This is a genomic window from Pseudomonas sp. S9 (genome assembly GCF_000222125.1).
Taxonomy (GTDB): domain Bacteria; phylum Pseudomonadota; class Gammaproteobacteria; order Pseudomonadales; family Pseudomonadaceae; genus Aquipseudomonas; species Aquipseudomonas segetis.
On the sequence record NZ_AFFX01000004.1, the window covers coordinates 359,670 to 372,662 of the forward strand.

Sequence of the window (12,993 nt, forward strand, 5' to 3'; positions counted from 1 at the left end):
CGTTATGGAAAAAGCCAAAGACGGTGGCCCGGCAACAGTAGTGCCGCGCCACGTGGCCGTGATTATGGATGGCAACAACCGCTGGGCGAAAAAACGTCTGCTGCCGGGTGTTGCTGGCCATAAAGCCGGTGTCGATGCGGTGCGTGCGGTCATCGAGGTCTGTGCCGAGGCCGGGGTCGAGGTGCTGACCCTGTTCGCCTTCTCAAGTGAGAACTGGCAGCGCCCCGCCGATGAAGTGGGTGCATTGATGGAGTTGTTCATGAGCGCTTTGCGCCGTGAAACACGCAAGCTCAATGACAATGACATCAGCCTGCGCATTATTGGAGACCGTTCGCGTTTCCATCCCGAATTGCAAAATGCAATGCGTGAGGCCGAAGCGCAAACAGCCGGCGAAAAGCGCTTTATCCTGCAGATTGCCGCCAACTATGGCGGCCAGTGGGATATCGCCCAGGCTGCCCAGCGTCTTGCGCGTGAAGTCCAGGGCGGGCATTTGCAGCCAGGTGATATCACTCCGCAACTGCTGCAAAGCTGCCTCGCAACTGGCGACTTGCCGTTGCCTGACCTGTGCATCCGTACGGGTGGCGAGCATCGCATCAGTAATTTCCTGCTGTGGCAGTTAGCCTACAGTGAACTGTACTTCACCGACCTGTTCTGGCCTGACTTCAAGCATGACGCAATGCGTCAGGCGCTTGCTGACTACGCGACCAGACAGCGGCGCTTTGGCAAGACTAGCGCGCAGGTAGAATCCGAGGCGCGTAATGCTTAAGCAAAGAGTCATAACTGCACTGGTGCTGTTACCCATCGCGCTGGGTGGCTTTTTCCTGCTCGATGGTGCCGCGTTTGCACTCTTTATTGGTGCAGTTGTCAGCCTCGGGGCTTGGGAATGGGCGCGACTCGCCGGTTTTCAATCACAGCCGCAGCGAGTTGCCTATGCCGCGCTGGTAGCGATTCTGTGCTGGCTGCTTTATGTCCTGCCCATTCTGGCGACGCCGGTGCTGGTGCTGGCAATCATCTGGTGGGCTGTGGCGACCAGGCTGGTCTTGGGCTATCCGCAGAGCAGCCAGGCATGGGCCAGTACGCCACGCAAGCTGGTTATCGGCCTGTTGATCCTGCTACCGGCCTGGCAAGGCCTGGTGCTGTTCAAGCAGTGGCCTCTGGCTAACTGGCTGATCATCGCGGTCATGGTATTGGTGTGGGCTGCTGATATTGGCGCCTACTTTTCCGGCAAGGCGTTCGGCAAGCGCAAGCTTGCGCCGCAGGTCAGCCCGGGCAAAAGCTGGGAAGGTGCGATTGGTGGCCTCTGTACCTGCCTGCTGATTACCCTGGTGGTCGGCGTGGTACGTGGCTGGGGCGCAGGTGAAATGGTCTGGGCGCTGCTCGGTGCTGTCATAGTGGTTATGATTTCGGTGGTTGGTGATCTTACCGAGAGCATGTTCAAGCGCCAGGCGGGGATCAAGGACAGCAGTAACCTGCTGCCGGGTCATGGTGGCGTGCTGGATCGTATTGATAGCCTCACGGCAGCCATCCCGGTATTTGCGGTGCTGCTGTTGCTCTCGGGCTGGGGTAGTCTGTGAGCTGCCAGAAAATCAGTGTACTTGGTGCCACTGGCTCCATTGGTCTGAGCACGCTTGATGTGATTGCCCGTCACCCTGAGCGTTATCAGGTTTTTGCCCTGAGCGGCCGCAGTCGCCTGGCTGAGCTTGAGGCCCTGTGCTTGCTGCATAAACCGGTCTTCGCTGTGGCGGCTGATGCGGCAAGCGCCCAGCGTTTGCAGGCATCATTGGCTGCGCAGGGTTCGAAAACCCAGGTTCTGTTTGGTGAGTCTGGCCTGTGCGAAGTGGCCGCCCATGCCGATGTTGATACCGTTGTCGCGGCGATTGTGGGTGCCGCGGGGTTGCGCTCCACGCTTGCAGCTGTGGAAGCCGGCAAGAAAGTGTTGCTGGCCAATAAAGAGGCGCTGGTGATGTCTGGCGCCCTGTTTATGCAGGCCGTTGGAAAAAGCGGCGCCGTATTGCTGCCGATCGACAGTGAGCACAACGCAATCTTCCAGTGCCTGCCAGGCAACTATTCGCGCGGTCTGGCGCAGGTCGGCGTGCGGCGTATTTTGCTCACGGCATCGGGTGGCCCATTCCGGCAAACTCCGCTTGAGCAATTGGCCAAGGTTACGCCTGAGCAGGCCTGTGCACATCCAAACTGGTCGATGGGGCGCAAGATTTCCGTCGACTCCGCCAGCATGATGAACAAAGGTCTTGAGCTAATCGAGGCGTGCTGGTTGTTTGATGCACGGCCGGCCCAGGTCGAAGTGGTGATTCATCCACAAAGCGTTATTCACTCCTTGGTCGACTATGTTGATGGCTCTGTGCTTGCCCAGCTGGGCAATCCGGATATGCGCACACCTATCAGTCATGCGCTGGCATGGCCTGAACGCATTGATTCAGGGGTTGCCGCGCTTGATCTCTTTGCCGTGGGGCGACTGGATTTTGAAGCGCCCGACGAGCAGCGCTTTCCATGCCTGCGCCTGGCGCGTGAAGCGGCAGAGCAGGGCGGCACTGCGGCTGCGATGCTAAATGCCGCCAATGAAGTGGCGGTGGCGGCATTTTTACAGCGCCAGATCAGTTTTCCGCAAATCGCGAGTATCATTGACCATGTGCTGAACAGCGAGGCGTCGACTGCGGTCACATGCCTGGAAACTGTGCTTGCCGCGGACAGCCGCGCGCGGGCATTGGCAGAACAATGCGTTAATCGAAGCGGGGAAGCGTGATGAGTGCGTTGTACATGGTTGCCGGTACTCTGATTGCCCTGGGTGTCCTGGTGACTTTTCATGAGTTTGGACATTTCTGGGTGGCGCGACGCTGTGGTGTCAAGGTCCTGCGTTTCTCTGTCGGGTTTGGCACGCCATTGCTGCGTTGGCATGACCGCCAGGGCACGGAGTTCGTGCTGGCGGCGATTCCACTGGGCGGCTACGTGAAAATGCTTGATGAGCGCGAAGCCGAAGTGCCTGTCGAGCAGGCCCATTTGTCGTTCAATCGCAAATCAGTCGGCCAGCGTATTGCTATCGTTTCAGCCGGGCCAATAGCCAATTTCCTGCTGGCGATTGCGGTTTTCTGGTGCGTTGCGCTGTTGGGTAGCCAGCAGGTGCGTCCGGTAATTGGCAGTGTTGCCGAGTCCAGCCTTGCGGCCGAAGCAGGCCTGCAACCGGGCCAGGAAATTGTTTCGATAAACGGTGAACCGACCAACGGTTGGTCTGCGGTCAATTTACAGCTCGTTCGTCGCCTGGGTGAGAGCGGTGTGCTTGATCTCAAGGTCAAGAATCCTGGTTCGACGGCTGAGAGCGCCGAGCAAATCCATTTGGACAACTGGCTTAAAGGTGTCGAAGAACCTGACCCGATTGCCGCGTTGGGCATACGTCCGTGGCGTCCCGAGCTCAAGCCTGTCCTGGCTGAGATCGATCCAAGTGGGCCGGCAGCTGCGGCTGGGCTGGCCGTTGGCGATGAGCTGGTTGCGCTTGATGGCCAGCCACTCGAGGATTGGCAGCAAGTGGTCGATCAGGTGCGTGCACTGCCCGGCAAGGCCGTGACGTTGCAGATAATGCGCGCCGGACAATTGCAGGATGTGAACCTGACCCTTGCGGCTCGTGGCGAGGAGGGCGCGCGTAGCGGTTACCTGGGGGCTGGGGTGAAACCTGTCGACTGGCCGCCGGAAATGCTCCGCGAAGTCAGTTACGGGCCTCTGGAGGCCGTTGCCGAGAGTGTTAAGCGCACCTGGACCATGAGTATACTGACGCTCGACTCGCTAAAGAAAATGCTGTTTGGCGAGCTCTCGGTAAAAAACTTGAGCGGGCCGATAACCATTGCTAAAGTGGCGGGCGCTTCAGCTGAGTCCGGCGTGGGGGATTTTTTAAACTTTCTCGCCTATCTCAGTATTAGCTTAGGGGTTCTCAATCTTTTGCCTATCCCTGTGCTGGATGGGGGGCATCTGCTTTTTTATCTGGTCGAGTGGGTGCGTGGTCGCCCATTGTCTGAACGGGTGCAAGGTTGGGGGATGCAGATTGGCATTAGTCTAGTAGTCGGGGTGATGTTACTTGCCCTGTTTAATGATCTGAGTCGGCTGTAACCGCTTCTGAATTACAAATCTGTCGCCTTTAGCGACAGATTTTTTATCGCCAGTTGGAATAAGAAAGGACTTCATGAAACGTCTGCTGCTACCTGTGGTTCTCGCCGCATTGATGATCGCCGAAGTTCACGCCGAGTCCTTCACCATCTCCGATATTCGAGTCAACGGCCTCCAACGGGTGTCCGCTGGCAGCGTATTCGGTGCCTTACCGTTGAATGTCGGTGGTGAAGCCGATGATCGCTCCTTGGTTGAAGCGACGCGTGAACTCTTTAAAACCGGTTTCTTCCAGGATATCCAGCTCGGCCGTGATGGCAACGTGCTGGTGATTACAGTGGTTGAACGTCCGTCGATTTCCAGTATCGAAATCGAAGGTAACAAGGCGATCACAACCGAGGACCTGCTCAAGGGCCTCAATCAGTCTGGCCTGGAAGAGGGTGAGATCTTCCAGCGTGCAACCCTCGAGGGTGTGCGTAACGAACTGCAACGCCAATATGTATCGCAGGGTCGTTACTCGGCCGAGATCGAAACCGAGGTGATTCCGCAGCCGCGTAACCGCGTTGCGTTGAAGGTCAACATCAACGAAGGCGAAGTGGCTGCCATTCAGCACATCAACGTCGTGGGTAACAGTGTCTTCCCAGACGAAGACCTGATGAGCCTGTTTGAACTCAAGACCACCAACTGGTTGTCGTTTTTCAAGAACGACGACAAGTACGCCCGTGAAAAACTCTCCGGTGACCTGGAGCGCTTGCGTTCTTATTACCTGGACCGTGGCTATATCAACATGGACATCGCCTCGACCCAGGTATCGATCACGCCTGACAAGAAACATGTCTATATCACCGTCAACATCAACGAAGGCGAGAAGTACAAGATTCGCGACGTGCGCCTGAGCGGTGACCTCAAGGTCCCGGAAGAGGAAGTGCGCAAGTTGTTGCTGGTCAAGGAAGGTCAGGTGTTCTCGCGTAAGGTGATGACCACTACTTCCGAGCTGATCACCCGTCGCCTGGGTAACGAGGGTTATACCTTCGCCAACGTCAACGGCGTGCCTACGCCCCATGATGACGATCACACTGTTTCGGTAATGTTCGTGGTCGATCCGGGCAAGCGTGCCTACGTCAACCGAATCAACTTCCGTGGTAACACCAAGACCGAAGACGAAGTGCTGCGCCGTGAAATGCGCCAGATGGAAGGTGGTTGGGCCTCAACCTACCTGATCGATCAGTCGAAAACCCGGCTTGAGCGTCTTGGTTTCTTCAAGGAAGTCAACGTAGAGACGCCAGCAGTGCCTGGCACTGATGACCAGATCGACGTTAACTACAGTGTCGAGGAGCAGGCTTCCGGTTCTATTACCGCCAGCGTCGGTTTTGCCCAGAACGCCGGTTTGATCCTTGGTGGCTCGATCACCCAGAACAACTTCCTCGGTTCGGGTAACAAGGTTAGCCTCGGCCTGACCCGCAGTGAATACCAGAGCCGCTACAACTTCGGCTTTGTTAACCCCTACTGGACGCCAGATGGTGTCAGCCTGGGCTACAACCTGTTCTTCCGTGAAACCGACTACGATGAACTCGACACCGACGTAGCCAGCTATTCGGTGGACAGCTACGGCGCAGGCATGAGCATCGGCTATCCGATCAGTGAAACCTCGCGCCTGACCTATGGCTTGACTGTTCAGCAGGACGATATCGACACCGGTATCTATACCGTGGATGAGATCTATGACTTCCTGGAAGAGGAAGGTGATAGCTACCTGAACTTCAAGGCCTCGATCGGCTGGTCCGAGTCGACGCTTAACCGTGGTGTACTGGCCAACCGTGGTCACTCCCAGAGCCTGGTGCTTGAAACCACCATTCCGGGCAGCGACCTGTCGTTCTACAAGCTGGATTACCGTGGCCAGATCTTCACCCCGCTGACCGATAACTACACCATGCGCTTCCACACCCAGTTGGGCTATGGCGACAGCTACGGTTCGACTTCAGAACTGCCGTTCTACGAGCACTACTACGCCGGTGGCTTCAACTCGGTGCGTGGTTTCGAGGACAGCAGCCTTGGCCCGCGCAGTACTCCGAGCGTTGTGCGCAACGACCAGGGTGAAATCGTTTATGGCGTACAGGATGCAAACGGCCGTTACACCGACCCGGACCAAGACCCGCTACCATTTGGTGGTAACGTGTTGATCCAGGGCGGAGCCGAGCTATTGTTCCCGCTGCCGTTCGTGAAGGATCAGCGTTCGCTGCGTACTTCGCTATTCTGGGATGTGGGTAATGTATTTGACACCAACTGCTCCTCTTCGCAGAAGGCAGAGAGTGACAGTTGTGAAATATCACTGGGCAACATGGCCAGCTCTGTCGGTGTGGGTTTGACCTGGATTACCGCGCTGGGTCCGTTGAGCTTCAGCCTGGCAATGCCAGTCAAGGAACCGGATGATGCTGATACTCAAGTGTTCCAGTTCTCCCTTGGCCAGACGTTTTAATCGGTTGATGACCGATCAACAAAAATGGATTTTTGCAGGAGTGTACCGTGCGTAAATTTACTCAAGTTGTTCTGTTAAGCGTTGCCATGCTGTCGGTTTCGACCCCAGCCATGGCTGAAATGAAAATTGCCGTATTGAACTATCAAATGGCCTTGCTCGAATCCGATGCCGCCAAGCGTTATGCCGTGGATGCCGAGAAGAAGTTCGGTCCGCAGTTGAGCAAGTTGAAAAAGCTGGAAAGCGATGCCAAGAGCATTCAGGATCGCCTGGTAAAAGGTGGTCAGAAGTTGCAGACCGCTGAGCGCGAGCGCCTTGAGCTTGATTTCAAGCAAAAGGCCCGTGATTTCCAGTTCCAGTCCAAGGAACTCAACGAGCAAAAGGCCGTTGCTGATCGCGACATGCTGAAAAAGCTCAAGCCAAACCTTGATAAAGCGGTTGAGGAAGTTATCAAGAAAGGCAGCTACGACCTGGTTCTCGAACGCGGCGCAGTCATTGATGTCAAGCCTCAGTACGACATCACTCGCCAGGTTATCGAGCGCATGAATCAGCTGCGTTAATTATGAATGCACCTGTATATACGCTGGGCCAGCTGGCTCAGCGTCTTGGCGCTACGTTGCGTGGTCCTGCCGATAAAGTCATTACTGGCTTGGCTACATTGCAGGACGCCAATTCGCAACAGCTAAGCTTTCTGGCAAATCCTCAATACCGCAAGCACCTGGCAAGTTGCCAAGCCGCTGCGGTTTTGTTGACTGTGGCTGATGCACAGAGCTACAGCGGCGATGCCCTGATCGTGGCCAATCCGTATTTGGCCTATGCCGAACTGTCGCATGCCTTTGATCGCAAGCCCGTTGCTGCCGCCGGGGTGCATCCGAGTGCCGTGGTTGCGGCCGATGCCCGGGTCGATGCAACTGCCAGCATTGGTGCATTTGCCGTGATCGAGAGCGGGGCGAGCATCGCAGCTGGTGTTACAGTTGGCGCGCATTGCGTGGTCGGTGCACGCTCGGTAATCGGCGAAGGTGGCTGGTTGGCGCCGCGCGTGACCATTTACCACGACGTGCGTATCGGCAAGGCTGTGGTTATTCAGTCAGGCGCGGTTCTGGGTGGCGAAGGTTTTGGCTTTGCCAACGAGAAGGGTGTCTGGCAGAAAATTGCCCAGATCGGCGGTGTGGTCATTGGGGATAATGTCGAGATTGGCGCCAATACCACTATCGACCGTGGCGCTCTGGCGGACACCCTGATTGGCAATGGCGTCAAACTGGATAACCAGATCATGATCGCGCACAACGTCCAGGTTGGTGATAACACCGCCATGGCCGGTTGCGTGGGTATTTCTGGCAGCACCAAAATTGGCAAGAACTGCATGATTGCAGGCGGTGTGGGCATGGTTGGCCACATCGAAGTGTGTGATGGGGTGTTCGTGACGGGGATGACCATGGTCACTCGCTCGATAACCGAACCAGGCTCCTATTCGTCTGGTACAGCGATGCAACCCGCAGGCGAGTGGCGCAAAAGTGCCGCATGCATACGTCAGCTTGACGACATGGCGCGCCGCCTGCAACAGCTGGAAAAACAGCTGGCTGCGGTGACTTCTAGCGGGAACGCCTCATCTGATGCTTGAGCCCGGCTAAAGCCGGCTCTTCTTTTTTTACTACAGGCTTCTCTGGAAATGATGGACATCAACGAAATTCGCGAATACTTGCCGCATCGCTACCCGTTTCTGCTAGTGGATCGCGTCGACAATCTGGACGTAGAAGGCAAGACCATTCGTGCCTACAAAAATGTCAGCATCAATGAGCCTTTCTTCAATGGCCATTTTCCTGAGCATCCTATTATGCCCGGCGTTCTGATCATCGAGGCGATGGCTCAGGCAGCAGGCATTCTTGGCTTCAAGATGATGGATCTGAAACCGAGCGACGGTACGCTGTACTACTTCGTGGGTTCGGATAAGCTACGCTTTCGTCAGCCTGTTGTACCGGGCGACAAGCTGATTCTGGAAGCCAAGTTTCTCAGCACCAAGCGCAGTATTTGGAAGTTTGAATGTAAAGCCAGTGTCGACGGCAAGGAAGTCTGTTCAGCTGAAGTGATCTGTGCGGAACGCAAATTATGAGTTTGATTGACCCTCGTGCCATTATCGATCCCGCTGCCAAGCTGGCTGACGACGTCACTGTCGGCCCGTGGGCGATTATCGGGCCCGATGTAGAGATTGGTGAGGGTACAGTGCTTGGGCCTAATGTGATCATCAAAGGGCCAACGCGAATTGGTAAGCACAATCGTGTCTACCAATTCGCTTCGCTGGGGGAAGACACCCCTGACCGAAAGTACAAAGGTGAACCCACCCGTCTGGTTATTGGCGACCACAACATCATTCGCGAAGGTGTCACCATGCACCGCGGAACGATTCAGGATCGCGATGAAACAACGGTCGGTGATCACAACCTGATCATGGCCTATGCGCATATCGGTCATGACAGTGTTGTCGGCAATCACTGCATCCTGGTCAACAATGTGGCGCTGGCCGGACATGTGCACATCGGTGACTGGGCAATCTTGTCTGGTTACACCCTGGTGCATCAGTTCTGCCACATCGGCGCCCATAGCTTTGCTGGCATGGGCACGGCGATTGGTAAGGATGTGCCGGCTTATGTCACGGTATCCGGCAACCCTGCCGAAGCCCGTAGCATGAACTTCGAGGGCTTGCGTCGTCGTGGCTTTTCGGCAGAGTCGATCCATGCGCTGCGCCGGGCCTATAAAACGGTTTACCGCCAGGGGCTGACGATTGAAGAAGCCTTGAAGGAATTGGCTGAGCCTTCCATCGAGTTTCCTGAGGTCGCGGTGTTCCGTGACTCCATTCAGGCATCCCAGCGCGGCATCACTCGCTAAGCATGGCTCCTATACGTGTAGCTCTGGTAGCGGGTGAGGCTTCCGGTGACATTCTCGGCGCCGGTCTGATTCAGGCATTGAAACAGCGTCACGGCGATGTCGAGGTTATAGGTGTCGGCGGCCCGTTGATGGAAGCAGAAGGCCTGCAATCGATCTTCCCGATGGAGCGCCTTTCGGTGATGGGGCTGGTTGAGGTGCTTGGGCGCTTGCCCGAGTTGCTCAAGCGCCGTCGTCATCTGTTGCGCGACCTGATCGCAGCCAAGCCCGATGTCTTTATCGGTATTGATGCCCCTGACTTCAATCTCGACCTGGAACTCAAGCTGCGCCGTGCCGGAATCAAAACCGTGCATTACGTCAGCCCGTCCGTGTGGGCATGGCGGCAGAAGCGCGTGTTGAAAATCCGTGAAGCCTGCGACTTGATGCTGACGCTGTTCCCCTTCGAAGCCAAGTTCTACGATGAATATCAGGTGCCGGTCCGTTTTGTCGGGCATCCATTGGCTGATGCGATTCCATTGCAGGCTGATCGCAGAGCTGCCCGTGAGGCGCTGGACTTGCCCCTTGAAGGCCCTGTTGTTGCCTTGATGCCGGGTAGTCGCGGAGGCGAGGTTTCGCGCTTGGGCGCTGTATTCTTTGATGCAGCAGAGCGATTGCGTAATTTGCGTCCCGGTATCCAGTTTGTCTTGCCTTGCGCCAACCCGCAGCGCCGTGAACAAATCGAGCAGATGTTGGCCAGCCGTGACTTGCCGTTGAAGCTGCTCGACGGCAAGTCGCATCTGGCGCTGGCCGCCTGCGATGCAGTGTTGATTGCCTCGGGCACCGCCACGCTCGAGGCGCTTCTGTACAAGCGTCCGATGATTGTGGCTTACCGGGTTGCGCCGCTGACGTTCAAAATCCTCAGTCGCATGGTCAAGAGTCCCTACATCTCGCTGCCAAACTTGCTGGCGGAGCGTTTGTTGGTGCCAGAGTTGATTCAGGATGCTGCAACCCCGGAGGCATTGGCCCAGCTATTGGCCCCCTTGGTCGAGGGCGGTGATGAACAGACTTTGGGATTCGACCAGATTCATCGCACCTTGCGCTGTGATGCCTCTGCACAGGCCGCTGAAGCCGTACTTGAATTGATTGGGCGTAACTGATGCAACTTGGCCTGGACTTTGTCACTGTCGATGAACTGGTGGCCGGCGTCGATGAAGTCGGGCGCGGCCCGTTGTGCGGGGCAGTGGTCACCGCAGCAGTTATTCTCGATCCGGCGCGCCCGATTCTGGGCTTGAATGACTCGAAAAAGCTCACCGCCGCGCGCCGCGAAAAACTCTTTGATGAGATCCGCGAGAAAGCGCTGTCCTGGTGTATTGCACGGGCAGAGGTCGAGGAGATCGACCAATTGAACATCCTCCATGCAACCATGCTGGCAATGCAGCGTGCGGTCGAGGGGTTGCACGTCACGCCAAAACTGGCGCTTATCGACGGTAATCGTTGTCCGAAACTGCAGGTGCCAAGCGCCGCTGTGGTCAAGGGCGATAGCCAGGTCCCGGCCATCGCCGCCGCTTCAATCCTGGCCAAAGTCAGCCGTGATCGCGAGATGCAAGCGCTGGATCTGCAGTATCCGGGTTACGGAATTGCCGGTCACAAGGGTTATCCGACAGCGGTTCATCTGGAAGCCCTGCGTCGCCTGGGGCCGACACCGGTGCACCGGCGTTCATTTGCGCCTGTGCGCGCACTGTTGCCTCAATAACGTCCGTTTTACCCGCAAGTGTCGCCTCATTGACCTGATTGGTCGCTCACTCACATGCAGTCACTGGCTGCAATGTTGGAAAGTTCCTGCCCTTTCGCTGTCTACACTGTCATAGCGCCATTTGCTGCTATTGCCAGCTGAAAATCCTTGTGCGCAGTGGTTTTGCCATGCGCTGCCTTGCTCGTCGTTCACCTTGGCGTCTGAGTTTAATTTTCCCGGATCTTATCGGGGTCCAACGGATAGCCGCTCTGCGCGGTTGGGAGTGATCAATGCAAGATATCGCCACACAGGTCGTTGATATTCTTAATGGCCTAATCTGGGGCAAAATCCTTATCTGGTTGTTGGTCGGGACTGGTTTGTATTTCACTGTGAGGTTGGGCGCAATCCAACTGCGTCAATTCGGTCATATCTTCAGCGTGCTCAAGGGCAGTCGGCAGAGTGATGACTCAGGTATTTCTTCTTTTCAGGCCCTATGTACCTCATTGGCTGCGCGCGTGGGTACGGGGAATATTGCCGGGGTCGCGGTGGCGATTACCCTGGGTGGGCCTGGCGCAATTTTCTGGATGTGGCTGATTGCCATAATTGGTATGGCCACCGGCTTCGTCGAAGCAACCCTGGCGCAGTTGTTCAAGGTGCGTGACGATTCCGGCCAGTTTCGCGGCGGCCCGGCCTATTACATGGAGCGGGGCCTGAATGCGCGCTGGATGGGGATTCTGTTTTCGATTTTCCTGATCATCGCCTTTGGTTTCGTTTTCAACTCGGTACAGGCCAATACCATCAGCAATGCACTGACTGGCGCCTTTGCACTGGAGTGGGGGACTTTCAACATCGGGCAAAGCCAGATTCCGGTTGCATCGGCGGCCATAGGCGCAGGGCTAGTGGTGCTGACATCGCTGATCATCTTCGGCGGCCTGCGCTCGATCGCCCGTTTCTCCGAGCTTGCCGTGCCGGTGATGGCGGCTGCATATCTGTTGATCGCCGTGTTGATCATTGTCCTCAATATTGGTCAGGTTCCTGCTGTGCTGGCACTGATTTTCAAGAGTGCCTTTGGTCTGCATGAGGCTGCGGCCGGCGGTATTGGCGCTGCAATCATGAATGGCTTCAAGCGCGGTTTGTTTTCCAACGAAGCCGGTATGGGTTCTGCACCCAATGCGGCTGCCTCTGCCACGCCTTACCCGCCGCACCCGGTGTCGCAGGGGTATGTGCAGATGGCAGGTGTCTTTATCGACACCATGTTGATTTGCACCGCGTCGGCGGCAATTATCCTGTTGGCTCAGGTGCCAACCGATAGCGCTGCGGGCATTACGCTGGTGCAGGATGCCCTGAGCAGTCAGCTGGGCGGCTGGGCCAAGTATTTCCTGACGGTGGTCATACTGTTCTTTGCCTTCACCTCGATCGTTGCCAACTATTTTTATGCCGAGAACTGCCTGGTGTTCCTTGAACATAACCATAAGGCGGGCCTGTTGGTTTTCCGTCTGGTGGTCTTGGCCATGGTGATGTTCGGTGCGTTGGCATCGTTGCCGTTTGTCTGGAATCTGGCGGACGTGTCGATGGGCCTGATGGCGATTACCAACCTGGTTGCGATCCTGCTGTTGTCCAACCTGGCGTTCAAGCTGGCCAAAGACTACAACGCTCAGCGTAAGGCCGGGCTATTGCCAACCTTTGATGCGGCTCAGTATCCAGAGGTGCAAGAGAAGCTTGAAGCGGGCGTTTGGGATGATCGAAAACCCGCCTAGTTATTAAGGGTTTAGCCATCGTAACCGGTTAAGCTGCCAGGGGTTGCGAACTCAGGCTGATGTTT

12 protein-coding genes are annotated in these 12,993 nt (G+C 56.4%); all 12 read left to right on the plus strand.

The window, feature by feature from the left end:
* Nucleotides 1–4 precede the first annotated feature (4 nt).
* Nucleotides 5–766 carry a polyprenyl diphosphate synthase gene (uppS, locus tag PSES9_RS0110675; RefSeq protein ID WP_010486768.1) on the plus strand — a complete coding sequence of 254 codons (762 nt, stop codon included), beginning with the start codon at nucleotides 5–7 and terminating at the stop codon, nucleotides 764–766.
* Complete coding sequence (locus tag PSES9_RS0110680) at nucleotides 759–1,574, plus strand: phosphatidate cytidylyltransferase (protein ID WP_010486770.1); 816 nt, start codon at nucleotides 759–761, stop codon at nucleotides 1,572–1,574. Before uppS ends, PSES9_RS0110680 begins: the two co-directional genes overlap by 8 nt.
* Nucleotides 1,571–2,761 carry a 1-deoxy-D-xylulose-5-phosphate reductoisomerase gene (ispC, locus tag PSES9_RS0110685; protein ID WP_010486772.1) on the plus strand — a complete coding sequence of 397 codons (1,191 nt, stop codon included), beginning with the start codon at nucleotides 1,571–1,573 and terminating at the stop codon, nucleotides 2,759–2,761. Before PSES9_RS0110680 ends, ispC begins: the two co-directional genes overlap by 4 nt.
* Nucleotides 2,761–4,113 (plus strand): sigma E protease regulator RseP, encoded by a 1,353-nt coding sequence (gene rseP / locus PSES9_RS0110690; protein WP_010486774.1) that lies wholly within the window; start codon nucleotides 2,761–2,763, stop codon nucleotides 4,111–4,113. Before ispC ends, rseP begins: the two co-directional genes overlap by 1 nt.
* A gap of 73 nt (nucleotides 4,114–4,186) precedes the next feature.
* A complete protein-coding gene (gene bamA, locus PSES9_RS0110695) occupies nucleotides 4,187–6,583 on the plus strand; it encodes an outer membrane protein assembly factor BamA (protein WP_010486776.1) in 2,397 nt (798 codons plus the stop codon).
* A 47-nt stretch (nucleotides 6,584–6,630) separates the two neighbouring features.
* On the plus strand, nucleotides 6,631–7,140 hold the full coding sequence (locus PSES9_RS0110700) for an OmpH family outer membrane protein (RefSeq protein ID WP_010486778.1): 510 nt from the start codon (nucleotides 6,631–6,633) through the stop codon (nucleotides 7,138–7,140).
* Nucleotides 7,141–7,142: 2 nt separating this feature from the next.
* Nucleotides 7,143–8,201 carry a UDP-3-O-(3-hydroxymyristoyl)glucosamine N-acyltransferase gene (gene lpxD / locus PSES9_RS0110705; RefSeq protein ID WP_010486779.1) on the plus strand — a complete coding sequence of 353 codons (1,059 nt, stop codon included), beginning with the start codon at nucleotides 7,143–7,145 and terminating at the stop codon, nucleotides 8,199–8,201.
* A gap of 48 nt (nucleotides 8,202–8,249) precedes the next feature.
* Nucleotides 8,250–8,690: a 3-hydroxyacyl-ACP dehydratase FabZ gene (fabZ, locus tag PSES9_RS0110710; protein WP_010486781.1), complete on the plus strand. Its 441-nt coding sequence runs from the start codon at nucleotides 8,250–8,252 to the stop codon at nucleotides 8,688–8,690.
* Nucleotides 8,687–9,463 (plus strand): acyl-ACP--UDP-N-acetylglucosamine O-acyltransferase, encoded by a 777-nt coding sequence (gene lpxA, locus PSES9_RS0110715; protein WP_010486782.1) that lies wholly within the window; start codon nucleotides 8,687–8,689, stop codon nucleotides 9,461–9,463. The genes fabZ and lpxA overlap by 4 nt, the downstream gene beginning before the upstream one ends.
* 2 nt (nucleotides 9,464–9,465) lie before the next feature.
* Nucleotides 9,466–10,596 carry a lipid-A-disaccharide synthase gene (gene lpxB, locus PSES9_RS0110720; protein ID WP_010486784.1) on the plus strand — a complete coding sequence of 377 codons (1,131 nt, stop codon included), beginning with the start codon at nucleotides 9,466–9,468 and terminating at the stop codon, nucleotides 10,594–10,596.
* Nucleotides 10,596–11,192, plus strand: a complete 597-nt coding sequence (gene rnhB / locus PSES9_RS0110725) for a ribonuclease HII (RefSeq protein WP_010486786.1) — start codon at nucleotides 10,596–10,598, stop codon at nucleotides 11,190–11,192. Before lpxB ends, rnhB begins: the two co-directional genes overlap by 1 nt.
* Nucleotides 11,193–11,461: 269 nt before the next feature.
* Nucleotides 11,462–12,928: an alanine/glycine:cation symporter family protein gene (locus tag PSES9_RS0110730; protein ID WP_010486787.1), complete on the plus strand. Its 1,467-nt coding sequence runs from the start codon at nucleotides 11,462–11,464 to the stop codon at nucleotides 12,926–12,928.
* Nucleotides 12,929–12,993 lie beyond the last annotated feature (65 nt).